Annotated in this window: 21 protein-coding genes; 8 read left to right on the top strand and 13 right to left on the bottom strand. The window is 40.8% G+C overall.

The annotated features are described in order from the left end of the window. Positions 1-19: 19 nt before the first annotated feature. Both gcvT and QMA12_RS16030 read right to left on the bottom strand, forming a co-directional pair. The gene (gene gcvT / locus QMA12_RS16025; protein ID WP_087532385.1) at positions 20-1,102 is read right to left on the bottom strand and encodes a glycine cleavage system aminomethyltransferase GcvT; all 1,083 of its coding nucleotides are present in this window, start codon (positions 1,100-1,102) and stop codon (positions 20-22) included. A 161-nt stretch (positions 1,103-1,263) separates the two neighbouring features. Next, positions 1,264-1,863 (bottom strand): hypothetical protein, encoded by a 600-nt coding sequence (locus tag QMA12_RS16030; protein WP_087532386.1) that lies wholly within the window; start codon positions 1,861-1,863, stop codon positions 1,264-1,266. A gap of 126 nt (positions 1,864-1,989) precedes the next feature. Between QMA12_RS16030 and QMA12_RS16035 the strand changes: the two genes are divergently transcribed. Next, the gene (locus QMA12_RS16035) at positions 1,990-2,835 is read left to right on the top strand and encodes a LysR family transcriptional regulator (RefSeq protein ID WP_087532387.1); all 846 of its coding nucleotides are present in this window, start codon (positions 1,990-1,992) and stop codon (positions 2,833-2,835) included. Positions 2,836-2,924: 89 nt separating this feature from the next. On the opposite strand, the gene thrC is transcribed toward QMA12_RS16035, so the two are convergent. From thrC to QMA12_RS16055, 4 genes are all read right to left on the bottom strand, one after another. Then, complete coding sequence (thrC, locus tag QMA12_RS16040) at positions 2,925-4,208, bottom strand: threonine synthase (RefSeq protein ID WP_290210642.1); 1,284 nt, start codon at positions 4,206-4,208, stop codon at positions 2,925-2,927. A gap of 18 nt (positions 4,209-4,226) precedes the next feature. Then, the gene (thrB, locus tag QMA12_RS16045) at positions 4,227-5,153 is read right to left on the bottom strand and encodes a homoserine kinase (RefSeq protein WP_290210643.1); all 927 of its coding nucleotides are present in this window, start codon (positions 5,151-5,153) and stop codon (positions 4,227-4,229) included. A gap of 9 nt (positions 5,154-5,162) precedes the next feature. Further along, positions 5,163-7,580, bottom strand: a complete 2,418-nt coding sequence (thrA, locus tag QMA12_RS16050; protein ID WP_290210644.1) for a bifunctional aspartate kinase/homoserine dehydrogenase I — start codon at positions 7,578-7,580, stop codon at positions 5,163-5,165. Positions 7,581-7,809: 229 nt separating this feature from the next. Next, positions 7,810-8,175 (bottom strand): response regulator, encoded by a 366-nt coding sequence (locus tag QMA12_RS16055; RefSeq protein WP_087532391.1) that lies wholly within the window; start codon positions 8,173-8,175, stop codon positions 7,810-7,812. Positions 8,176-8,425: 250 nt separating this feature from the next. Between QMA12_RS16055 and QMA12_RS16060 the strand changes: the two genes are divergently transcribed. Next, positions 8,426-10,189, top strand: a complete 1,764-nt coding sequence (locus QMA12_RS16060) for an ATP-binding protein (RefSeq protein WP_290210645.1) — start codon at positions 8,426-8,428, stop codon at positions 10,187-10,189. A 121-nt stretch (positions 10,190-10,310) separates the two neighbouring features. After that, the gene (rdgC, locus tag QMA12_RS16065; RefSeq protein ID WP_290210646.1) at positions 10,311-11,222 is read left to right on the top strand and encodes a recombination-associated protein RdgC; all 912 of its coding nucleotides are present in this window, start codon (positions 10,311-10,313) and stop codon (positions 11,220-11,222) included. Between the two features lie 60 nt (positions 11,223-11,282). On the opposite strand, the gene QMA12_RS16070 is transcribed toward rdgC, so the two are convergent. Then, entirely contained in the window at positions 11,283-12,122 is an 840-nt protein-coding gene (locus QMA12_RS16070; RefSeq protein ID WP_290210647.1) for an HDOD domain-containing protein, read from the bottom strand. Positions 12,123-12,413: 291 nt separating this feature from the next. On the opposite strand from QMA12_RS16070, the gene QMA12_RS16075 reads away from it, so the two are divergent. Further along, positions 12,414-14,108, top strand: coding sequence for a Zn-dependent hydrolase (locus QMA12_RS16075; RefSeq protein ID WP_290210648.1), 1,695 nt, complete (start codon positions 12,414-12,416; stop codon positions 14,106-14,108). A gap of 70 nt (positions 14,109-14,178) precedes the next feature. Here QMA12_RS16075 and QMA12_RS16080 read toward each other — a convergent pair whose 3' ends face one another. Beyond that, on the bottom strand, positions 14,179-14,745 hold the full coding sequence (locus QMA12_RS16080) for a hypothetical protein (protein ID WP_290210649.1): 567 nt from the start codon (positions 14,743-14,745) through the stop codon (positions 14,179-14,181). A 21-nt stretch (positions 14,746-14,766) separates the two neighbouring features. After that, on the bottom strand, positions 14,767-15,171 hold the full coding sequence (locus tag QMA12_RS16085; RefSeq protein WP_290210650.1) for an HIT domain-containing protein: 405 nt from the start codon (positions 15,169-15,171) through the stop codon (positions 14,767-14,769). Between the two features lie 112 nt (positions 15,172-15,283). Between QMA12_RS16085 and QMA12_RS16090 the strand changes: the two genes are divergently transcribed. Beyond that, positions 15,284-17,509, top strand: coding sequence for a S9 family peptidase (locus QMA12_RS16090; RefSeq protein ID WP_290210651.1), 2,226 nt, complete (start codon positions 15,284-15,286; stop codon positions 17,507-17,509). 500 nt (positions 17,510-18,009) lie between these two features. Beyond that, the gene (locus tag QMA12_RS16095; protein WP_290210652.1) at positions 18,010-19,647 is read left to right on the top strand and encodes a methyl-accepting chemotaxis protein; all 1,638 of its coding nucleotides are present in this window, start codon (positions 18,010-18,012) and stop codon (positions 19,645-19,647) included. 65 nt (positions 19,648-19,712) lie between these two features. Here the strand turns inward: QMA12_RS16095 and QMA12_RS16100 are convergent, their stop codons facing one another. From QMA12_RS16100 to QMA12_RS16115, 4 genes are all read right to left on the bottom strand, one after another. Beyond that, positions 19,713-21,236, bottom strand: a complete 1,524-nt coding sequence (locus QMA12_RS16100; RefSeq protein WP_290210653.1) for a leucyl aminopeptidase family protein — start codon at positions 21,234-21,236, stop codon at positions 19,713-19,715. Between the two features lie 127 nt (positions 21,237-21,363). Then, positions 21,364-23,046, bottom strand: a complete 1,683-nt coding sequence (locus tag QMA12_RS16105) for a carbon starvation protein A (RefSeq protein ID WP_087532401.1) — start codon at positions 23,044-23,046, stop codon at positions 21,364-21,366. A gap of 78 nt (positions 23,047-23,124) precedes the next feature. Continuing rightward, positions 23,125-24,177: a DNA polymerase IV gene (gene dinB / locus QMA12_RS16110; protein ID WP_290210654.1), complete on the bottom strand. Its 1,053-nt coding sequence runs from the start codon at positions 24,175-24,177 to the stop codon at positions 23,125-23,127. A gap of 64 nt (positions 24,178-24,241) precedes the next feature. Beyond that, positions 24,242-24,448, bottom strand: a complete 207-nt coding sequence (locus QMA12_RS16115) for a hypothetical protein (protein WP_087532424.1) — start codon at positions 24,446-24,448, stop codon at positions 24,242-24,244. 159 nt (positions 24,449-24,607) lie between these two features. Between QMA12_RS16115 and QMA12_RS16120 the strand changes: the two genes are divergently transcribed. Both QMA12_RS16120 and QMA12_RS16125 read left to right on the top strand, forming a co-directional pair. Continuing rightward, positions 24,608-25,036 (top strand): thioesterase family protein, encoded by a 429-nt coding sequence (locus QMA12_RS16120; RefSeq protein ID WP_087532425.1) that lies wholly within the window; start codon positions 24,608-24,610, stop codon positions 25,034-25,036. Between the two features lie 11 nt (positions 25,037-25,047). After that, positions 25,048-26,100: an aldo/keto reductase gene (locus tag QMA12_RS16125; RefSeq protein WP_290210655.1), complete on the top strand. Its 1,053-nt coding sequence runs from the start codon at positions 25,048-25,050 to the stop codon at positions 26,098-26,100. The last annotated feature ends 27 nt before the right edge of the window (positions 26,101-26,127 follow it).

Raw genomic sequence — 26,127 nt, forward strand, 5'->3', positions numbered from 1 at the left:
CCAAATTTTAATTAATACTTTAAAGTACAGACTTACCGTTACGTACAAAGCTTGGTTTAACTACTTTTACGTTAACTAATTTTTTACGCATTTCTACTTGGGCTGTCTCGCCTGTTGAACGTGGTACGCGTGCAAGGGCAACACTAAAACCAAGAGTAGGTGAGAAAGTACCAGAGGTAATAACCCCTTCGCCACCTTCAACAATTACTTTAGAACCGCTACGCAATACGCCTTTTTCTTCAAGCACTAGGCCAACTAGTTTGTCAGTGCTTTTTTCTGCGCGTTGCTTAACTAATACATCACGACCGATAAAGTCACGATCTTCAGGTTCCCACGCAATGGTCCACGCCATGTTAGCTGCAAGTGGTGATACGCTTTCGTCCATATCTAGGCCGTAAAGGTTCATACCAGCTTCTAAACGTAGTGTGTCACGTGCGCCAAGACCTGCTGGTTTAACACCTGCATCTAACAGTTGTTGCCAAAGATCAGCGGCTTGATCGTTCGGGACTACTATTTCGTAACCGTCTTCGCCAGTATAGCCTGTTGTCGCAATAAATAAATCACCAACTTGAACACCAAAAAATGGCTTCATACCTTCAACGGCAGCTTGTTGATCTGCTGTTAAAAGAGTCGCTGTTTTTGCTTTAGCGTTAGGACCTTGTACTGCAATCATGGCAAACTCTGGGCGCTCAGTTACTGCAACGGCAAAATCGGCAGATACTTTAGCCATATGCGCTAAATCTTTTTCGCGAGTTGCTGAGTTAACCACTAAACGGTAATCAGTTTCAGAGAAGAAGTAGATGATAAGGTCGTCGATTACGCCGCCTTGTTCGTTTAGCATACCTGTGTATAAGGCTTTACCTGGAACAGTTAACTTAGCCACGTCGTTAGCAACTAATTTGCGTAAGAATGCTTGTGCTTGCTCGCCTTTAACATCCACAATCGTCATGTGCGATACGTCAAACATGCCAGCATCGGTGCGCACTGCGTTGTGCTCTTCGATTTGCGAACCATAGTTGATTGGCATTTCCCAGCCGTGAAAATCAACCATTTTAGCGTTAGCTTCAAGGTGCTTTGCATGTAAAACTGTTTTAGAAGTCATAATATTCCTTCACTTTATAATTAACCCAATATTGGGCGTGGCCTCAATTTAATGAGGGGGAATAACATGGGCGGCGATTATACATAAGTTGTACTGCACTGACACCCAAATTGCGATTTGTTACTACAAACACGGTTTTAATGCCGTGTTTTAAAAACTATTTAAGCAACCTCAGGCAGAGTTAAATCAAACCCTCGTTGCTGTAATGTTGCTTGGCATTTTGCAAGCGCTGGGGTTTTAGCCACCAGCTGAAAATACTGCAGAGATTGTTTATCTATGGCGGTAATAAATACCTCGCCACTTTGTGCGCCATAACAGCTCGCCGCATTTGATAAGCGTAAACCAGGGGTAAGCTTAAAAGCATCAATCAAAGTATCGAAAGCTTGCTCACCACATAAAGTTAATACCGATAAATCGCTGCGTACAACAAATTCAATATCGTAACGTAGTTGTTGCTCACAAATAAGTGACTGTAGTTGGACGCTGGCATCGGTATGTAAAACAAACCTAAATGCCGTTTCGCTAAAGTAATACAAAGCAAAACTATAGGTGCTATTTAAGTCACCGTCTAACGTGCCTTTTAGGCCTAAGCCACTGGCGGTTAGTTTATTTAAATCTAACCCTAAGATAGCCGTTAAAAATGGGATTGCTTCAGTGCCGCTAAAATCAATGACCACACTATTATTATCGGCCTGCAGCATATTGCTTTGCGGCGCATCTAGTTGGCTGTGACGAGCAAACATTATTGGAGTAAAAGTCATCGTTGACACCTATCAATCTATAGTCACAAAAGTATATTGCGGGTGACGTGCAACAACAAATTGTAATTTCTTATCAATTGATAAATAATAATTATGTATTTAACCTGATAAATTGAATTTTTTTATATGAAGAATATTTCAACAGATGGATTACGCACCTTAATTACCGTGGTCGAAGTAGGTGGATTCGCCAAAGCGGGCGAATTATTAGGCCTTTCTCAACCTGCTGTGAGCTTACAAATTAAGCGCCTTGAAGACATGCTCGGCCATAAGCTATTTAAAAAACAAGGCCAGCGCCAAGTGCTTAACCAGTATGGTGAATTATTATTGCCAATGGCAAAACACATGCTATTGCAAAACGACAGTATTTTACAGTTGTTTACCAAAGAGAACGTTACAGGCAAAGTAAGGTTAGGTATTCCCAGCGAATTTGCCGCGCGAATATTGCCCTCTATCATTGGCGATTTTATAGCGCTATACCCTGATGTATCGCTAGAGGTTAAATCACGTTTAAGTAAGCATTTACTTTCAGTATCACGTGAAGATCAATTTGATTTAGTATTGGCATTAAATGAAGATTTAAATTCTGAGAAATTCCCGGTATTTATGCAAGATCAACTCGTCTGGGTGGGTGATTTATCATTAGCGCAAAACGAAGTAGTAACGCTGGTTACCGCACCAGAAGGCTGTATTTACCGCCGCCGTGCTATAGAGGCGCTGCAAATGGCAGGGATAAAATACCGCATAAGTTATAGCAACGCTGATTTAACTGGTCTCACCGCAGCACTCAAAGAAGGCTTAGGCATTACCGTTCTTGCCAAAAGTACCGTGCCACATGAGTTAAATTATCAGCTTCACACTAAACATTTACCCGAACTTGGTCGCATTGGTATTAGCTTAATAAACCGTGTAGAACACCCTGAACATGCGGTAGCTAAACTCGCTGAGTTTATCAGCCTGCGATTGAGTTAAGGCTCACACGAGCGGTTAATTTTGAGTCCACAAAAAACGGCATCACTTTGCAGTCGATGCCGTTTTCTCTGTCGCTTAGGTAAGCTTAATTAGCCTAGCTTAGCTAAGATAATCTCTCTAAGTGCGTCATAGTCGTTATCAATATCTTGTGCTAAACATGGCTTAGCAAGTGCGTCTGCAAGCGGTTTTGGCATATCAAGTTCAATATCTAAAATGTCTTCAACACTTTCTTTAAATTTAGCAGGGTGTGCAGTTGCTAAGAATATTCCGGCACTACCTGGGGTTAAATCTGCTTTCAAACCTTGATAGGCAATAGCTGTATGTGGTTCAGCAATATACCCTGTTTTTTGAATTGCTTTCATTACTGCTTGGGTGTCGTTTTCATCAACACTGGTTGAATAAAAGTTATCATAGCTGAACCAGTTGTTATCAAGCATGGTTTGCACGCGAGGCCAGTTATTAGGCTTGCTCACGTCCATTGCATTTGACAGTGACTCGATTGTTGCATTAGGCGCCCAGTTTTTATCTGCAATAAAACGCGGCACTGTGTCATTTTGATTAGTTGTGGCGCTTAGTTTAGCAACGGGTAAGCCAATTACAGCACCGATCATCGCAGCACATACGTTACCAAAGTTACCACTTGGTACAGAAACATGCGCAGTAGCACGTTTTTCTTTTGGTAGCTGTGCGATAGCCTCAAAGTAATAACATACTTGTGCAACTAAACGACTAATATTGATGGAGTTAGCTGAGTTCAAGCCAAGACGTGTTTTTACTTCGTCATCTAAAAAGGCATTTTTTACCATGCTTTGGCAATCATCAAAGCTGCCCTCTACCGCATAGCAATGAATGTTGTTGCCAAGGGTAGTAAATAGCTTTTGCTGAGCAAGTGAAATTTTGCCTTTAGGGTATAAAATGACTACGTCGATATTAGGCTTATTATAAAAAGCATGTGCCACAGCTGCACCAGTATCGCCTGAGGTCGCGGTCAAAATAGTGGTTTTTTCACCTTGGCTGAACTGCGCTAAACACTCCGCCATAAAACGCCCGCCAAAGTCTTTAAACGCAAGGGTTGGGCCATGAAACAGCTCTAAACAATATACATTGTCTTCTACTTGGACTAATTTAACCGGAAAGTTAAACGCATTTTGTACCATTTGTGCAACAGTATCTGCTGGAAGTTCATCGCCAATCAGGTGCGATAAAATCGCCGAGCTACGGCTGACAAAATCCATATCAAGCAAAGCATCAATATCTGCCATGGGTGCTAGTGATTCAGGAAAAAACACACCTTGATTACGGCCAAGACCTGTTTTAACTGCTTCAACAAACGACACTTTTTGCGTGTCGTCTTTTAAATTATGTAATTGCATTATTAGTTCCTTAAATTCTTATAACTGACGCGTGCCGGCATTATCAAGCTTACAGATATGGCAAAAGCCTTGTTCGTTTATATAATTGCTTTGTAGCCATTGCTCGCACTGTTTTGCAGCTTCAAGCGTTTTACACACGGTAAATAACGTGGGGCCTGCTCCTGAAATACTGACAATTTCAGCGCCTAACTCAGGCAGCGCTGCTTTAGCTTCGCTAAACCCAGAGATAAGCGGCGCACGGTGTGGCTCAGCTATTTCATCACTCATAATTGATAAAGCATCATCAAAACGGTTGGTTAGCAGTAGCGTGCTAAACGCCGATAAACGCTGTGCAAATTCTACGCTCGCATGCATGCTTAGCTGTGTGGGTAACACCGAACGTGCCTTGGCTGTATTGAGTGAAAAACCAGGGAAAGCCGCCACGTAATACCAGTTATCATCCACAGGTAAACTAATCGATTTATCAGGGATTAGATCGCCCGTTAGCTGCAAACCGCCTAAGTAACATGGGGTAATGTTGTCATAGTGACGACCCCCACTGACAATGGCTTCAAAATCAGCCATTAATTCAATTAGCTGAACTTGACTAAGCTGGCTATCAGCAAACTTATCAAGCGCTGCAAATGTGGCAACCACAGAACATGCACTTGATCCTAACCCTGAGCCAATTGGTAAGTTCTTTTTAAGCTCCAGCTTAACAGTAGGCATATTAGGCGCAACATGCTCACGAAAATGCACCAAGCATTGATACGCTAAATTTTCACTGGCATCACTGGGTAGCTTATGGGCATAGTCACCAGAGCAAATAAACTCATCAGCTGGCGCTGAGCTAACAACAACTACATCACCCAATAAAGTCCCATCAATCGGTGCAAGCGCAGCACCTAAAGCATCAAACCCTACCGCAAAGTTACCGATAGAAGCCGGCGCGTATACTTCAATCATAGCCCTCTCCTATCGAGATAATGTTTTTAAGATATCTGCAAATACGCCTGCGGCTGTTACAGCAGAGCCCGCACCATAGCCACGAATTACAAATGGACGTGGCTGGTAGTACTCACTCAAAATTGCTAATGCGTTTTCACCGTCACGAATAACACTCAATGCGTGGCTTGAATCTACAGCCTCAATACCAACTTTGCAGTGACCTTGTTTAATTGTACCAACATAACGTAGTACTTTGCCTTCACTTGCTGCACTTTGAATACGATCATTAAAGGCGGCATCTAAACTAGGCAGTTTAGCCATAAAGTCATCAACACTGTCACCTTGTGCAAACCCTTCAGGTAGCACAGATTCCACTTCGATATCGCTTAGCTCTAGTTTTAATCCAGCTTCTCGGGCAATAATTAATAGCTTACGCGCAACATCAGTGCCTGATAAGTCATCACGCGGGTCTGGCTCAGTAAAGCCGTTTTCTTTCGCTTTTACCGTTGCTGCTGATAGTGATAAGCCGTCTTCTAACGCACCAAACATGTACGACAGAGAACCAGATAAAATACCACTAAATTCAATAAGCTCATCTCCAGCACCAAATAGTGACTGCAAATTATCAATAACCGGAAGGCCCGCACCTACGTTTGTCTCATATAAAAATTTACGGTTATTTTTTTGTGTTGCGCTGATTAAGTCTTGGTAATACGTATATGAACTGGTGGTCGCTTTTTTATTAGCCGCAACTACGTGGAAGCCAGCATTTAAAAAGTCGACATACTGCGCAGCTAAAGCATCCGAAGATGTACAGTCAACTAACACTGGGTTGATTAAATGATTTTGCTTTACAAATTGCTCAACCAGTTTTAGGTCAAACGCTTGTTCTGATGCCGCGAGCTTTTGTTGCCAATCTCCAAATTGCACCCCTTCACTATCTAAATGAAGTTGACGAGAGTTAGCTACGCCATACAAATTAAGTTTAATGTTACGTTTTTCAAGCCACGCTTGTTGACGCTCAAGTTGTTGAATTAGCTCTTGACCAACTAAGCCGCAGCCAAGTAAAAACACATCAATTGATGGAATATGAGTAAAAAAGTTTTCATGGCACACTTTAACGGCATCGTTACACAATTCACCATCGATAACCGCTGAGATTGCACTTTCTGTTGAGTCTTGCGCAATCGCCACAATGTTTACCTGTGCTTGCGCTAAAGAGGCAAAAAACTTAGCCGCTAAGCCTTTATGCGCGCGCATGTTGTCACCAACGAGTGTGACAATCGCTAAATTGCGCTGTACTTGTACTGGTTCGATTAAGCCCGCTTGCGACTCTAGCTCAAAGGCCGTTTGTAAAGCTTCAAGTGCAAGGGCTAAATCTGATTCATGAACGCAGAAACTGATACTAAATTCACACGATGATTGCGTGATTAATACAATAGACACGTTATCATGAGCAAGGGCATTAAATACTTTTGATGCCATGCCAACCTTGCCTTTCATACCTGGGCCAGACACCGTTAACATAGCAAGATCTTGTAAACTAGACAGTGCTTTTACTGGTTCATCTGATGAGTAATCGTTACCAATCAATGAGCCTTGCGCATCAGGGTTATGAGTATTTTTAATCTCACATGGCACGCCCGCTTTAGCGCATGGTAAAATTGTTTTTGGGTGAAGTACTTTGGCACCAAAATAAGATAGCTCCATCGCTTCTTTATAAGAAAGATAATCAACTTTAGTGGCTTTTTTGATATAACGAGGATCGGCATTATAAACACCATCTACATCGGTCCAGATTTGGCATACATCGGCTTCAAGGCATGCAGCGGCTATCGCTGCTGAATAATCTGAGCCATTACGGCCAAGTGTTGTAAGCTCACCTTGATCATTACTTGCAGTAAAACCTGGCATGATGTAAATACTGGCTGGGCTTTCTTTTAATGCAGCTTGAAAACGTACTTTGCTCGCAGCTAAGTCAGCTTCAGCATCAATATGACCACCCGTAGATGCAATACATGCAGTGGCTTCTAAATAACGTGCATTATGTGAACTTAGCAAACACTGCATTAATGACACGCTGACACGCTCGCCAAAGCTAATTACATAGGCACGCACTTCATCGGGGCAGCATTGTATAAGTTTTACACCAGCAAGCTTGTTCGCTAATTCGCTTAAATCTGGCCAGTTTTCGACTTGGCCAAAATCGGCTTCTACCGCGCTTTTTAAGCTTTCACAGCGTGCTGTTAATACTTGCCACTGCTGACTGTAATCAAGTCCTTGCTCTGCACTACTTGCTAGTGCGACAAGTGAATCAGTCATACCACCAGGTGCAGATAGTACCAATAACATTTCATCTTTTAGTTGTGCTTTGACTAACTGAGCTACCTGTTGTAAACACGCAAAGTCGGCAAGTGATGACCCACCAAATTTTAATACTCGCATTTTTATGTTTCCTCATCCCATAAAACGAAAAAAGGCCTGTGTTCTTAGTGAACACAGGCCTTTAAATTTGTTGCACCGACCTATGCCACTATCCAGTAAGAATGGTGGTTGTAATAATAATGGTCAGTACTTGATTATTTGTTTTCATAGCCTTTAGACTGCCTGAAAAGAGGCTGTTATGTCAACCCTAAATTAAAAGATAAATTATGCTAACTGGTTATATAGCAATCTAATGAATGCCAAATTTATGCAGGATTTCGTTTAATTTCGACTTATCTATTGGCTTGTTAATGAAGTCAATTGCCCCTAACTTTGCCACACGCTGCTTCATTTGTGTTTGAATATCAGCAGAAATCACTAATACAAAGCACTCTATTTTTTGCATCTTGATTGCTTCTAACACCTGTACACCATCGACCTCAGGCATAGTTAAATCAAGACAAACCAAGTCAAAACAATGCTCTTGCAACAACATTAAAGCTTCTTTGCCGTTCTTTGCTTGCATAATATCTGCTTCAATACATTCATTTAAACAGCGAACAACCTGCTTACGTGCTACAGTTGAGTCATCACATACTAATATTGAAAAATTCATACCATTAACAACTTGATTAAGAATAAAAAAGTTAATGAGCGAGTTTTCTACTCATTTTTATTTACTAAACGACTGTGATTTTATAACACAAATAATCAAGCTAGATAAGCTTAAGTTTTTGCTAAAAAAGAATATTTACTATGTTTGTTAACGAAAAATGATTCTTTTATTTATTTTTAGACGTTTATTAGCTAACTTTAGTAGCAAGCATAACTTAATGTAATTGCCACCAAGGAGCTATGGACAATCCATGCTACAAAAAAGCCTCTCTAAAAAGCTATTGACCAGCGTATTATCAGTCTACTTTTTACTTACATTTGTAGTCACTTGTGGCCAAGTTATTGCAGAATACGTAAACACAAAAGATTATATTCGTGACGAGCTTACAACACTACAAAAAACCTTTAGTCGAAGCTTAACCCGTGCCATATGGGAATTAAACACTAAGCAAACAATCACCACAGCCGAAGGCTTACTTGCTATTCCGATGATTGAAGGCATTATAGTGCGTGATGATAGCGGAGAAATAATCTCCCAACTGGGTCGTTCTTTAGATATTCGCGAGTTATACAGCCAGCAACTTGTACAAGAAGAAGCAATAATAGAAGACACACCATCAGGTTTATTTGGTTATACTTTCCCACTCATTTTTGAGTTTTCAGGGCGCGCAACGCAAGTAGGCGATGTCACCTTATTTTCTAGCCGAGAAGTGGTTTTTAGCCGCATTATGATCTCAATTTACTTTTTAATTGGTAATGCGATGATCAAAACCACCTTTTTAATAATTTTGTTTTTAATTGCATTTAGAAAGTTATTAACCGACCCTCTAGAGCAGCTAACAGAGCAAATTGAAGACTTAGAACTTAACGATCTTGAAGGCCAACATATAAATATAGAAACGACTGAACATAACGAATTAAAAGTAATGGAGCAGTCTTTTAATAAGTTAATTGATAAAGTCGTGCAATATCGACAAGAGCTTGAGCATACGCAGAAAGAGTTAATCATCTCCAATGAAAAACTCGATCAACACAACCTGCAATTAGAACAAGAAGTGGCACGTAAAACTTCAAACCTCAGCCAAGCTATGATGGACTTACAACAGCAAAAATATGAGCTTGAAAAACAAAAACTCACATTGACTGAAGAAGTAGACTTACGCCGTCATACCGAGCAAGAGCTGCTTACCAAACAAAAAGAAATGCAACGTTACGTAGATGAGTTAAATCTAGCACAGGAGCGCCTAGTCGGCTCTGAGAAAATGGCCGCTTTAGGCGGTCTGGTTGCGGGTATTACACACGATATTAATACTCCTGTAGGCATAGGTGTAACAGCTACCTCATTTTTACAAGAGCGCTTAATGCAAATTGAAACGGCCTATAAAGATAAAACTTTGTCGCCTAAAGCATTAGAAGAGTTTATTAATGACGCCAAACAAAGCACCAGCTTACTGACTAGTAATTTAGATAGAGCGTCAGAGCTTGTTGCTAGCTTTAAGCAAATTGCGGTGGACCAAGCCAGTGAAGCTGTAAGAACCATTAACTTTAAAGAGTATCTTGGCGAAGTTATTCGATCATTACATCCAAAAATTAAAAATACTAGCCATCATATTAATTTAGATTGCCCTGAAGATCTCATATTGAATCTACCGGCTGGTGCGATCAGCCAAATATTTACTAATTTGATTATGAACTCACTTATACATGGCTTTGATGGTGTAAATAATGGCGTTATTGATATTCTGATTAAAGATGACGACAGCCAAGTCATTATAGATTTCAAAGATAATGGTAATGGCGTTAGCGAGCAACAACTCGAAAAGTTATTTGACCCATTTTTTACCACTAAACGTGATCAAGGTGGCAGTGGTTTAGGCACCCACATTACATTTAACTTAGTAAAACAAACCTTAAGCGGTGAGATTGAAGCGTCAAGCTCGCCAGGCAATGGCTTGCACTACCATATTAGCTTTCCTAAGAACATGCCAAAGCCACTCTCTATCTTCAATAATTAACGGCATTTTAAGTTTAGGTTAATGCTTGGCTTAATTGCTGAGCATTAACTAAATCAGCCGTTCCAGCATGCGGTTTTTATTGCTATGATTGAGCAAATTTACCAAATGGATCAATTCCCCTATGTGGTTTAGTAACCTGATTTGTTATCGCTTTAAGCAAGATGTTTCATACACCCAAGAAGACTTCGATAACGCGCTAGAACAAGATGTATTTCGCCCTTGTGGTAGCCAAGACTTAAGCACCTTTGGCTGGACCAAAGCTTTTGGTAAACATGGCGAGTCATTATCTCACTTTTCACAAAAAAGCATTTTAGTGTGTGCAAAGCGCGAAGAAAAAGTACTTCCTGCGGCTGTTGTAAACGAAATGGTTGCAGAGAAAATAGAGCAAATAGAAGCAGAAGAAAATCGCCCTGTTAAGAAAAAAGAAAAAGACGAGCTAAAAGAGAACATTCTTCACACCTTGTTACCACAAGCTTTTAAAAAGTCGAGCTTACAATTTGCATTTATCGACCAAGAAAATGGCTGGGTTGTTGTTAACAGTGGCAGTTTCAATAAAGCTGAAGAACTATTAGCACTATTACGTAAATCACTTGGCACACTACCTGTTGTTCCTGCGTTTGCTAACTATGATTTAGACGTATTTTTAACTGATTGGCTAACTAACTTCAGTACCCCTGAAGGCTTTGCTATAGGCTCTGATGCAGAGCTTGAAGAGGCTGATGACAGTGGCGCACAAGTAAAATTAAAAGGGCATGACTTAGCGTGTGATGAAGTTAAATCACACCTTGAGAGCGGAAAGCGTGTAACCAAGCTGGCCCTTGATTGGCAAGAACGCCTTAAGTTTATGCTACAGAATGACGGCTCAATAAAACGCTTAAGCTATTCTGAAACACTCAAAGAAGAGAATGCTGATATTCCAAAAGAAGACATGATAATTAAGCTCGATGCGGACTTTATTCTTGCTTCAGAAGAGATTAAGCAAATGCTAGAAGAGTTAACATCAGGCTTAGGTGATGCTGAAGATTTAGCTTAACGGTTAAAAAGTAAAAAAGCGCCACGTTTTGGCGCTTTTTACTCAACCTGCGATCAAGCTTTAACTAAAAACCGATTTCACATCATCTAACATGTCGTTGTATTCATCTGTTGCAAATATCTCTAATGATGGAATAACACCTTTATCGATATACATCTGTAATGCCGCAGATTTATCTGACACTTGTAAAATTCCTTCCATAATTGCCCCGATACGAATGAAATCAACATAACAGATATGCTCAGGGCGATAGTTAGGGTTAGCCCAACTTTCAGCCACTTCGACAAATTCGTCAGTGAAATCCCATGCACGCATAATCGCTCCACCGACTTTGCCACTGAGCTTTTGAATCGCATGAGCTAAAAAACTCGGGTTTGCAAACACTTCAGGGTGGCGCTCAGCCTCAGTTAAAATAGGTAACACACCAATATTATAAACTAATGATGCCAGTGTAATGGTGTCACGATTCAACGATGTCTGCTTGTTTTCTTTTAAAAAGAACTCCATCAGTGAAATTGAATGGCACGCCACTTTAAGTGTTTTCTGCCAGGCTTTATCCATATAACCTTTAATAAGTTCGTTATTTGACACAAACAGCTGTTCCATCGCCATCGCGGTGGCAATATTTTTAATTTGTCTTAGGCCGATTCGTGTTACCGCTTGATTCAAATTAGTTACCTTTATTGAGCGTCCCATAAACGCACTATTGGCAACTTTTATCATGCGCGCTGCTAATGCAGGATCATGAGAGATCACATCAGCCATTTGCGCTAAATTAACGTCAGGGTCGTCTGCGGCTTGACGAACACGAACTGCAACTTCTGGCAGCGTTGGTAACACTAAAGTGTCGTTATTTATACGGTCAACCAAAATGGTTAATAGCGCGTTTTCTGTTGACATAAATGTGCCATCCTTTTGAGTTAGCCTGCAGCAACATGATGCTTGCTAAGCACTGATGTTTTTATAAGTTTAATTGTTAGTATTGTCTAACTTACCGCTAAAGTTAAGAAAATTACACAAATTATCTGTGTTTTATTTTTTCATCATACAATACTACCCAATCTTTATTGGTTCAAACGCAGCAAACTTGCTATTTGCGCATAAGTTTTGCTTTAATGCATAACACAAGCGAGCAAGCAGCCTAATTTATTTAGCTGCTGATTTATAACTTCACTTTTAACAGGCAACAAAATGACTCTTAACAAAATTAGCCAAGCACTGATTTTTTGCGGTGCAGCTTTTCTTAGTGCATGTTCAGAACAAGCCGTTACACCTAAAACAGATGCCGCAGTTGCAGAAAAAGCCCCTGCCACAACCGATTCTCCTCAGCTAATTAATGCCGATGCCGATCGCTTAGCTATTTACACTGATTTTAGTTTAACAACTGATTTAACGCATTTAAGTGATAATCAAAAAGCCATGATTGCAAAGCTAATCGATGCATCAAAAGTTATGGATGAGCTATTTTGGCGTCAAGCCTTTGGTGAAGACAAAACCAGCTTTTTGGCAAAAATTAATGACCCACAAGTGCAAAAGTTTGCAGACATTAACTATGGACCTTGGGATCGTTTAAATGGCGACCAAGCTTTTTTATCTGGGTATGATGAAAAAGCGCCTGGCGCGCAATTCTACCCTGCTGATATTACAAAAGAAGAATTAAACAGCTCAGATGTTGAAGACAAAAATGGCCTTTATTCTGTTGTTAAACGTGATGAAAACGGCAAACTTTATACCGTTTCGTATTCTGTAGAATACGCACAAGCACTAGAAAAAACAGCAAACCTACTACGTGAAGCGAGTAAACTAGCCGACGATAAAGAGTTTGCTAATTACTTATCTTTGCGCGCTGATGCACTTTTAAGTGATGAATATCAAGCGTCAGACTTCGCGTGGATGGATATGAAAAATAACCCGATTGATGTGGTTATTGGCCCAATCGAAACTTATGAAGATCAATTATTTGGTTCACGTGCGGCATTTGAATCTTATGTACTTGTTAAAGACTTAGCCTGGAGTGAGCGCTTGGCTAAGTTTGCAGCCTTTTTACCTGAATTACAAAAAGGCCTACCTGTTGATGAAAAATACAAACAAGAAGTGCCAGGCTCAGACGCCGACTTAAACGCTTATGACGTGGTTTATTACGCAGGCCACTCAAATGCGGGTAGTAAAACCATTGCAATCAACCTACCAAATGACGAACAAGTACAGCTTGAAAAAGGCACTCGTCGTTTACAACTAAAAAACGCAATGCGTGCTAAGTTTGATAAAATTTTAGTACCTATTGCTGAACAGTTAATTGTGCCAGAGCAACGTAAGCACATTACTTTTGATGCCTTTTTTGCTAATACCATGTTCCACGAAGTGGCTCACGGATTAGGTATAAAAAACACAATCACTGATAAAGGTACTGTTCGCCAGTCTTTACAAGAACATGCAAGCGCACTTGAAGAAGGTAAAGCCGATATTCTTGGCTTATATATGGTTGAGCAATTGCTTAAAAAGGGCGAGATCACTCAAGGTACTCTTGAAGATTACTACACCACGTTTATGGCGGGTATTTTCCGTTCAGTTCGCTTTGGTGCATCAAGTGCCCATGGTAAAGCAAACATGATTCGTTTTAACTTTTTTGCTCAAGAAGGCGCATTCTCAAAAAATGAGCAAGGCCTTTACCGTGTCAACATGGAAAAAATGGGCCAGGCAATGGCTAAGCTATCTAACCTTATTTTGACTTTACAAGGGGATGGTGATTACCAAAAAGTAGATCAACTAATTGCTACTCATGGTGATATTAAAGCCGAGCTTGCTAAAGACTTAGAAAAACTAAGCCAAGCAAATATTCCAGTCGATGTTACCTTTAAGCAAGGTAAAAATGTTTTAGGGCTTTAATAAATTTAAAAGAGTTAAAGCCTGCGCTGTAACTCTTTTATACATAAAGAATGAGCGAATTCAACTCCGCTCATTTTTTTAATGTTGATTTACTAATAACATTACGTACTACTGGCTCAAGGCTTTTTAAGCCCCAGTTTTTTCCCTCACCAATGGAAGCCTCTACATCTTGGCCGCTTTCATAAGCTGCAATAGCCATTAACGCACCGACTCGATTGCTACTAGCACAATGAACTAACACAGCCTCCCCTTTTTTCTGCGCCAAAAACTGCGTTAATAACCGCGCATTCTCCACATTGATGTCTTTGACACCTGTAATAGGTAGCGCGACATAATTCATATTTAAGCTGTTAACCAGTGCTTTTTCATCCCAATCTTGTTCACTTTGCCCACGCAGGTTAATTACATGCTTAATGCCTTCATGCGCTAATGCCTTAAACTGTTCAATGCTTGGCTGCGCTGCTGAATATACGTGCCCTGCATGGGGTGTTAAATTAGCGACACCAATATTGTCAATTGCTTGAAAATTAGCTGGCACTGACGAGCCAACACTTGCCTGCTCTTTAGCTACAGCATAAGCGGCATTAGATAAGGATAATAAAAGTAAACTTGTGCAAAATTGCTTTATACGTTTCATATAACTCTCAAAGGTACGTCGTTAAGAATGATTAAAAACAGCCTTCAATTGCGCTAACTGCTCGCTTGAGTATGGCTTGGCTGAATTTTTACCCCATACAGGTGCAGGCCACGCAGCATCCGTTTTATAACGGGCAATATGATGGATATGCAACTGTGGCACCATATTCCCCAGTGCTGCAACATTGAGCTTATCTGGGGAGAAAACATCTTGTAGCAAACGGCTCAACTTAGCCGACTCTTGCATTAAAAGGAGTTGATCAGCTTCACTTAAATCAATATTTTCTTTTAAACCCATTTTGCGCGGCACTAAAATAAACCAAGGGTATTGACTGTCATTCATTAGCAACACTTTACAAAGTGGCCAGTCAGTAACCTCTATACAGTCTCGAGTAAGCTCAGGGGCTAATACAAATTCAGCTGTCATTTTAATCCTCTTCTATTTAACTTGCTATGTCATAACTTTAAAGCATTTAGTTGCAGTTGCCCACGCTTGGCTTTACCATCAGGCCAGTTTTTATTCGAGCGAAGGTAAATACGTGTTAAAAAAAATCAAACACCTCTCATGGGCCCTACCCTTAGTGGCTAGCGCTGTTACAGTACAAGCGAAGCCGCTTTCACTAGAACGGATTTTTGACGATCCTAGCTTAGCTGGTAAAGCGCCTGTACAACTTAAGTTTTCACCTGATGGTAGCCGTGTTACTTATCTGCAAGGTAAAACCGATGATTATAACCGTTACGATTTATGGGAATACAATTTAAAAGATAATAAAAACCGTCTTTTAGTGGATTCTGCACAGTTATTTTCTGGCCCTGAAAACCTCTCAGACGAAGAAAAAGCCCGCCGTGAACGCCAACGTATTTTTGGTAAAGGTATTTTAGAATACAAATGGTCAAAAGATGGTAAAGCCTTACTTTTCCCTCTCAATGGTGACCTTTATTATTACGATTTAGCATCAGCAAAAAGCCGTAAATTAACCAATACCGACGCATTTGAAACCGATGCCCGCTTTTCGCCAAAAGGTAATTTTGTCTCATTTATTCGTGAACAAAACTTATATGCGCTTAACCTTGAAACAGGTGAAGAAATTCAACTGAGCAAAGATGGCGGTGGCGTAATTAAAAACGGCATGGCTGAATTTGTCGCGCAAGAAGAAATGGGCCGTATGACTGGCTATTGGTGGGCAGGCGATGAGTCTAAAATTGCCTTCACCCGAATTGACGAAAGCCCTGTAAAAGAAGCTATTCGCAACGAGATTTACGCTGATGAAGTAAAACTCTTTAACCAACGCTACCCGTTTACTGGCACTAACAACGTTAAAATTCAACTCGGTGTAGTAAAAATCAATAACCAGCAAACTGACTGGGTTGATTTAGGTAAAAATGAAGACATTTACATCGCCCGTGCTAAATGGTTAGAAGATGACAAAACTTTATCTTATCAATGGCAAAACCGTTCACAACATAAATTAGAGCTGCGCTTTTATAATAGCCAAAATAAAGAGCAAAAAGTCGCACTCACTGAAACGAGTGACACTTGGCTTAATCTACATTTTGATTTGCAATTTTTAAAAGACAAAAAGCATTTTGTCTGGGCGTCTGAGCGCGATGGCTTCAAACACCTTTATTTATATCGTACCAACGGTAAGCTTATCCGCAAAATAACCTCTGGTGATTGGGTTGTAGATAGCCTAAAAGGTATTGATGAGAAAAAAGGTATTGTTTACTTTGCAGGGCGTAAAGATACGCCACTTGAAAGCCATTTATACAGCACGCCACTATTCAAAAAAGGCGATATCAAACGTATCACTGAGCAAGGTGCTTATCATAAAGTCGTTATGGCCAAAGACAGCAAAACCTTTATTGATAATAGCTCGTCAGTCAATCAGCCTAATTCAGCTGCACTACGTAAAGTAAATGGCGAATTTATTACTTGGCTTGAACAAAATAAGTTAGATAAAAACCACCCACTTACTCCTTACCTTGATGATTTAGCCAAACCTGAATACGGTACATTGACAGCAGAAGACGGCCAAGTCATGCACTACCGTTTGTTCAAGCCTGCAACAGTGAATAATGGTAAGAAACACCCAGTACTTGTGAACGTATACGGTGGCCCACACGCTCAACGTGTTACTAACAGCTGGCGTAGTAAAAACTTATACTTTCAATACATGGCCCAACAAGGTTACGTGGTATTTCAACTCGATAACCGCGGTTCTTACAACCGAGGTAAAAAGTTTGAAGACGCAATCTACAAACATTTAGGTGTGGTAGAAGTAGCAGATCAAATCAAGGGCGTTGAATTTTTACGTACACTTGATTATGTTGATCCACAACGTATAGGTATATATGGCCACAGTTACGGTGGATACATGGCATTAATGACTATGTTTAAAGCCGGCGACTACTTTCAAGCAGGTGTATCTGGTGCGCCAGTTACTGACTGGGCTCTTTATGACACCCATTACACAGAGCGTTATTTATCGCACCCAGACACTAACGCAAAAGGTTACACCGACAGTGCTGTGTTCCCTTATGCTGATGGTTTAAAAGGCCCATTAATGATTTATCATGGTATGGCTGATGACAACGTATTATTTACTCACGCGACTAAGTTATTTAAGCAGCTGCAAGATAATGAAAAACAGTTCGAAATGATGACTTACCCAGGCTCAAAGCACAGCTTACGTGGTAAACAAGTACAGACTCATTTACATCAAACCATAACTAACTTCTTTAATCGTCATTTTGCAGTTAAATAAGTTACTGTATTAGAATAATTTTTATACTAAAGGCTGATTGCAAAATCAGCCTTTTTTTTGGCCATTAAAAATGTTCATCACGTCATTAATTTTCATTATTTATGTTTAGTAAGTTTCTAGGGTCTGTTTTTCTTTGCAGATTTAAATTTGTTCAAACTAGGGGCGGTTTAATCGCGGCGCGAAGTTTGTAACCTAGTGGGCTAAGTCAAAACCGAGCAAAGCTACCGCGTCCTGCTCACGCCCCTTACCTACATCCATGTAGGCAACAAAGAGTAAATCGCCCCTAGGTAGAACCCGAAGAGCAGCGCCTGTTTGGCATTGATGCTGCGTTATCGCCTATTTATGGGGAATAACCACACCACATAGGCGCTGCCTTGCCTAAATACCAAACAGACTGCTGCAAATTCAACCTTGAAAGGTCAACAGACCCTAGATTTATTATCTTTTTTTACTACGCTTAATAGATATTCAGAACGTCAGCACACATAGAGGAATACTTAATGCCGTACCTTCGTCGCTTTACAATCTTTCAGCGCTTAGCCCTATTGGTTTGTGTTGTCGTGATAGGCTTACTTTTTTTAAGCATCACAACATTAACTCAGCAATATAGTTCACTAAAAGAAGAGCAACATACAAAAACTAAAAACCTGGTTGAATCAGCCCATAGCATTATTACCCACTTTTATGAATTACAGCAAAATGGCGAATTAACCCTGCAGCAAGCTAAACAACAAGCACTTAGCACGATTGCTGCACTGCGTTACGACAATAATAACTATTTTTGGATAAACGATTACCAACCTGCAATGATCATGCATCCTTTTAAACCTGAACTTAATGGTAAATCGTTAAGTAATAATAAAGATCCTGACGGTACTTTATTATTTGTCGATATGGTTAACATCGTCAAAAAACAAGGTGAAGGCATGATCCCTTATAAATGGCCAAAGCCTGGTAAAGATGAGCCAGTTGATAAAATCGCTTACGTAAAAGGGTTTTCACAATGGCAGTGGATTATAGGTTCAGGTGTTTATATAGATACCATAGATGAAGCATTTGCTCACCTACGTAATTTAGTTATTCTAAATGCAGCCATTATTATTGCGATATTAATTGGCCTAAGCTATTTAATAGCACGCAGTATTTTACTACCAACTCAACTTGCTGCCGACATGATGAAAGATATATCACAAGGTGAAGGAGACTTAACGCAAACCTTAGATGAAGATGGAAATGATGAAGTATCTCGGCTTTCTCGCTACTTTAATTTATACACAAAAAAAATGCGTGAATCACTTAAGCACGTTGCGCAAAACGCCCATGACGTAAACCAATATGCCCATAATGTAGATGATGCTAGCAAAACCAATCATTCGTTTATTGAATTGCAAAATGATAGTTCAACCCAAGTTGCCGCAGCCATGGAGCAAATGACTCATCAGATACATGATGTTAGCCGTAACGCTGAGGCCGCTGAGCATGCAGCTGTAGACGCGGCTAGCAACGCATCTGAGGGTAAAAATGTTGTGGCCCAAACAATTAAGGCAATTGAAACACTCTCTAAAAATATTGAAACCGTAAGCCAAGTAACGGCTGATCTGGCCCAAGAAAGTAACAACATAGGATCAGTACTTGATGTGATCCGCGGTATTGCCGAGCAAACAAACCTACTTGCTTTAAATGCGGCAATTGAAGCTGCACGAGCGGGTGAGCAAGGTCGAGGATTTGCAGTTGTCGCGGATGAAGTGCGTACCCTTGCTAGTCGTACCGGTAAAAGTACTGATGAAATTCAAACGATGATCGCAAAACTACAGAAAGGCGCACAAGCGGCTGTTGATGCCGTTACTGCAAGTCAGCAACTTTCTAGTAGTACTGTAGAACAAGCAGGTACAGCAAATAGTTCATTAACTGAAATAGAACGATTAGTAACTATTATTACCGATATGAACGGCCAAATAGCACGCGCTACTGAGCAACAGTCTAGTGCAGCAGATGAGGTAAATTTACGTATTAATGAATTATCGCAATCAACAGAGCAATCACTGTCAAACACCGCACAACTTGCTAATGCGAGCGATAACTTAAAACACAGCAGCCAAGAACTAACCGACGTAGTGAATCGTTTTAAATTAGATTAACCACGGCTCAAACAATAAAAAGCCCCGCCAATTTAATTAGCAGGGCTTTTTATTTAGCATTTAGGTTACAAGCAGTAACGAGCAAATAGACTACTTAAACCTGCGGCTGTTGGCTTACCATGTTGCCAATCGCCGCCTTCAACGCCACTGCCGGCAATATCCATATGCACATACGGTAAAGGTTGTGCGGATTCAGAGCCATGCTTATCAAGACCACCAACAACGGCTAAAAATGCCATTGGGAACTGATGACCACGAGCTGTAACTGCTGATGCTGCGTTATTACTTGAAAGCACGTCATCGGCCAATGTACGCGGTTTAATAAAGTCATAGTCTTCACGACGACTACGCGATACTTCTGCACCATCTGCCCATAGATCGCCACAATCAGCCAGTTTACGTGATACATTTGTCGCACGTGCTGGGCCATTTTCAACATAAGCACTGTATGGACCCATAGCTCTCGCTGCGTGACCGGTTAAAGTTGCCACAGTGAAAAGCTCAGGATTCACCTCGTTTTTAGCAAGGTCTTTCATCTCACTGAGTAAATCACCCATCGCTAGACGGCCTTCAGCATCGGTATTACCGATGCGTACACGCACGCCTTCACGACTGGTGATTATTTCATCTGGCACAAAGCAATCTGAACCAATTGAGTTACGAACCACAGCTAAATAAGCAATGACTTTAACGCCTTTAGGTTGAAAGTCTGCAACTGATTTCATAAACCCAGCAACTGATGCTGCACCGCCTTTATCACGGCTCATGCCCGCCATAAAGCCACCAACTTTTAAATCAGCACCGCCTGTGTCGTACACCAAGCCTTTACCAACGAACATTAAAGTACGCTTTACTTCACCTTCAGGAACGTACTCTAGTTTAACAACCCGAGGATGATGACGCTCAACTGCATACGATGCGCGTGCCACAGTACTCATCATTGGATAATCTTTATCAATGGTAGCAATATCCGCAATCACTTCAACATTAACGCTAGAGTCTTTAAATAACTCGACGCAGTAATCTGCAAAGCGTGGCGGCGCCATGCGCTCAGGCTCAGTACCACATAGGTCTCGCGCAGCGTATTGCCCTGCAGCAATAGCATTCACCGCTTTTATTGTTTGTTCATTCGCGCCAAATAAGGCAATTTGTGTAATAGGCTCAATACTTTCGCCATGGAATTCTCGTGCTTCAAGTGGCTGCCATAATGCTTGGCAAGCGCCTAAATAAGCCACTTCTAATGCGTATTGATAACGACTATCTTGGCTTGCTTGCGGCAAAAATATCGCTGGTTTTTTACTTCCCGAGGCTTTGGCTTCGTTAATTGCTAATTTAGCAGCATCAAAATAACGACGTACGTCGTCATAATCACGGTTTAACGGACCTGTAGGCGCTAAAATTACACGTTTAGACTCTACAACAAGCAGTGTAACTTGCTTACCGATACGTGCATCAACAGCCATTTGAGCGTTAATTGCCTTGCTCAAATTAGGATCGTCTAGCTGTGAAAAGTCATCTGCAATAATAATAAGCGCATCATGTTTTGCGTTATCTAATTGCGGGGCTGCAACTGCATGCGGATATGCCATAAAAAAAGGTCCTGTTGTCAAAAAAGCTCAGGACCTTATTATCATTTATTTGACTACCTATTGCCAGCTCAGTGCGATGAGATAAAACACCACTGGCAACTTGGCATTACAGTGTAATGCCACATTACTATTCGCTTTTTGGCGGGTTATTCTCGCGTCGGTGCTTCGCTATCACAGACCATGCTTCAAGCATCACCAGTACACTAATCACAAGCACTACAACATCTAGTGTAACGAGTAACCAATTACCTTGTTGGTAATATTCACCTAACTTAATAACACCAGCAAAAAATGCCATAACTAATACAAAGCTCATTGGGATTAAAGTGTATTTCGCTGGCCGATTAGCCTTTATCAACATCACTGAAATAACCAGTAAGGTTAAACTAGCAAGAATCTGATTAGTTGAGCCAAACAATGGCCAAATAATCATTCCTCCACTACCACTGGCACCACCAGCCCCAAAGGCTAATAGCAGGCAACTTAACACTGCAATTAGGGTGGCAACAATGCCATTTTTAATGACTTTAATATTATAAATATCACCCCATTCTTGGATGATATAGCGCTGCAAGCGCACACCTGAGTCCATCGTAGTGCCAGCAAATAACACCACCATCACCGCAAGCAATGTAGAGGCTATTTCATTTGAAATCCCCCAGCCGCTTTCTATTAAGTTTGCGCCACCATTTACAAACGCCCCAACACTACCAGCTCCTAGATGGCTATATATTTCATGCCATTCCTCTGGAGACATAGCCAGTGCAACGCCACTAACGGCAACTAACGTGATAAGTGCGAGCATGCCTTCACCTACAGCCCCTAAGTAGCCAACAAATCGACCGTCGGTTTCTTTGTTAAGTTGTTTAGAACTGGTACCCGATGACACAATGCCATGAAAACCAGACACCGCGCCGCAGGCTATGGTCACAAATAGCAGCGGAATAATACTAGGAGTATCAATAGCAGTTTGGGTATTGAATGCCGGCGCTGTGATGTCAGGCATAGAAACAAACACTGCGCCATATAACAGCACTAACCCCACCAGCAATTGCATGCCGTTAATAAAATCACGGGGTTGCAATAGCATCCAAACAGGTAACAACGACGCTATCGCTGCATATACAAATAAAATAATGATCCAATTAGCATTTGCACTCAAACCAAATAGCTCATCTGGTAGGCTAATTGGCATACTGCTACCTAAATAAATGGTGTAGTATAAAATCCCAACGCCAATAAAACACAGCGGAATAAGCGACACTTTTTTACGTAATAGCTGCCCAATAACTAAAGCCACCACAATTGCTGCCCATGCGGGGAAAACTGCATTCGGGCTACTGATAAATGATTTCGCGATCACCACACCAAATACTGCATTTACCATTAATAGCACTAAAAATACGACGATCATAAACAAAGCTCGGGTACGCTTGCCTATCACACTTTCAGACAATGCCCCCATGGATTTACCTTTGTTACGCGCACTAGCCCACAATGCTCCCATATCATGTACACCAGCAAAAAAGATGGTACCAAATACAACCCATAACACTGCGGGCACCCAGCCCCAATAAACGGCAATTGCCGGGCCAACGATTGGCGCAGCACCTGCGACAGAAGTAAAGTGATGCCCCCAAAGCACCACTTTATTGGTCGGAACAAAATCAACTCCATCTTCAAGCTCATGGGCTGGGGTGACAAAACTGTCATCCATTTTGAAAATCTTTTCGGCGATAAATTTAGAATAAACAAACCAGCCAAAAAGCATTCCAACCATACCCAGTAGTACAATTACAACTGATTGCATAGCGTTCTCTCTTATAGTTAATTGTGTGGTTTTATGTTGTCTACAAGCAGTTATTGCTTTAAATATCACACTATATAATTAGTCTAATATACTTAACTGAAGATGCTGTTGCTGCTCGTTTTTAACGCCAATACCAATGCCCAAAAGCCTAACGGGTTGTTGGTTACCACGCTGATAGGCTTTGCTCAACAGTTCTGCAAAAATTGCTGTGTCAATTTGATGATAGGACTGATCTGCGGATGTCACCACAAAATTAGCAAATTTAACTTTAACGCTGAGCTTGTTTATTCGCTGTTCTAATTGTTGTTTTTGTAATCGGCGGGTCAACTCTTCAAGCAGTAATGGCAATTGCTCTAAACATTCTTGTAAGCTGGTTTTATTGTACTCATAAGTATGTTCAACACTGAGTGACTTGCGTACTCGATCTATTGATACTTGGCCAATATGCAGACCCGCACATTTTTGATAAAGCGACACACCAAAATTACCAACATGTTGCTGCATCCAATTAACGCCTTTAGCACAGACATCTGCCCCTGTGTATAAGCCTTTTAAATTAAGCTTTTCGAGTGTAACTTTACCTACACCGGGTATTTTCCCTAACGGCAATTGCGCCAAAAAATCATCAACCTGCTCTGGTAACACCACAAATTGGCCATTGGGCTTGTTCTCATCACTGGCAATTTTGGCAATAAATTTGATCGGTGCAATGCCTGCTGAAGCAGTTAGTCCTGTGACATTATAAATATCAGCTCTGATCTGCTCAGCCATTAAGGTAGCACTGCCTTTACAAATCGTACTATCGGTTACATCAAGGTAGGCTTCATCTAAAGAAAGGGGTTCTATTAAATCGGTATAACGTTTAAAAATAGCGCGAATTTGTGTTGAGATTTCTTTATAGACCTGCATACGTCCGGGCACGATAACTAAATCAGGGCACAGTTTTTTTGCATGGTAATTAGACATTGCAGAGCGAACACCGTATTGCCTAGCAATATAGTTAGCAGTCGATAACACGCCTCTACGGCTATTGCCACCAATCGCGAGCGGCACATTCGCAAGGGCAGGATTATCACGCATCTCTACTGCTGCATAAAAGCAATCCATGTCGATATGAATAAACTTTTTCATGTCTCAAACCAAACAACTGTATATATGAACAGCTATTATTAATTATGTTTGAGTGATTAGCAAGCTAGGAAGTTTGTGATTGAGAACTATCTGATTTTTTACGGCTAAATAATTTGTGACCAAATAACCAAAATGCACCTTCAAATACAAAGCCAAGGATAACTAAAGCGATTGCTCCTGAGGCATTCCCCATTGCATAGCAAGTAAACGCTAAGCATATCACTACAAGCAAGGCTAACCATTTGATGACTTTTGCTGCAACCGGATTCATAATTTTCTCCTTATAATCATTAAAGTATCAGACTAAAGTTGTCATTTACGTAAACAGGAACCTAAAAATATAGCATGTTTTTATGATTACTCTAATTTTCTTGAGCTAACAGCGCCTTATTGCTAACCTGAGTATTCTTTAGATTAACCGAGCTTTGATATGCAATCGTTTATAGAACAACACCCTATCCACACAAAAATAAATGTCGCTTGGGGTGAAATGGATGCCCTTCAACACGTTAATAACGTGGTGTATTTTCGTTACTTTGAAACGGCTCGCATCGACTTTTTTAATCAAATAAATTTACTCGAAGATTTACAAACAACAGGCATCGGTCCGGTGATCAGTGAAAACAACGCACGTTACAAACGCCCTGTCACCTTTCCTGACACTGTATTGGTTGGTGTGACCATTAGCGATATTCAAGCTGACCGCTTCATGATGCATTACAACGTGTTTAGCCAACAACAAAATGCGCTTACAACAATTGGCTCATCTCAAGTGGTGATGTTTAATTTCAAAACGGGTAAAAAAGCCAACCTAAGCGAGCCTCTTTTAGCAGCCCTTAAAACCTATTCACAAGATTAAAAGGAATAACCATGTTATACAGCCCGTTAGGCAAAAGTGGAATCGATGTTTCCCGCATCTGCTTAGGAAGCATGACTTGGGGTTTGCAAAACACTCAAGCTGATGCTAATGAGCAAATTGCCTATGCCTTAGCAAACGGTGTTAACTTTATTGATACCGCTGAAATGTACGCAGTACCGCCTACAGCAGATACCTACGGCAAAACAGAAGCTATTATTGGTGATTGGCTATCACGCAATAAACATAAGCGTGATGATATAGTACTGGCTACTAAAATTGCAGGTAACGGATTACCTTGGGTAAGAAAGGGTGAAGATATAACTCGCCAAGCTGTGATTGATGCAGTCGAGAGCTCACTAAAACGCTTACAAACTGATGTTATAGATTTATACCAATTACATTGGCCCAATCGTACTACGCCGCATTTTGGCAAGCACTTCCCTGGTAATGTGCGCTTTAGTGAAGCCGATACACAGCAACATACTGCAAGTATGCTCGATATATTAGAAGGCTTAAATGATTGTGTAAAAGCCGGAAAAATCAAACACTGTGGTTTATCAGACGATACCCCTTGGGGCATTAGTCAATTTTTACGTTTAAGTGAAGAACATAATTTACCGCGCATGGTGTCAATTCAGAATGAGTTTAGCCTTATTCATGGTAAAGACTGGCCATACCTTATAGAGCAATGTATTCATGAGAACATTGCCTATCTGCCTTGGTCACCTCTTGCAGGGGGTATGTTAAGTGGTAAATACCAAAATGGAGCCCGCCCTGAAGGCAGCCGCTGGACATTAACACAACGCAATGGCTTATTTCGTAATACACCCGCATCAATGCAAGCTATTAGCCAATATATGGAAATAGCCAACCAATTGAGGATCACGCCAGCGCAACTTGCTTTAGCCTGGTGTAATCAAGTGGATGGTGTTTCATCTACCATTATTGGTGCCACCAATATGGCACAGTTAAAAGAAAACATTGACGCGTTTAATATTCAATTAAGCGAGCAAGCACTTAATGATATCGCTCAGGTGTATCAGCAGTTTCCAGTGCCTTTTTAAATTTAATTTAATAAATGCCCTCGTAGA

Origin of the sequence: Pseudoalteromonas sp. APC 3893, assembly GCF_030408095.1 — a bacterium.
Lineage (GTDB): Bacteria > Pseudomonadota > Gammaproteobacteria > Enterobacterales > Alteromonadaceae > Pseudoalteromonas.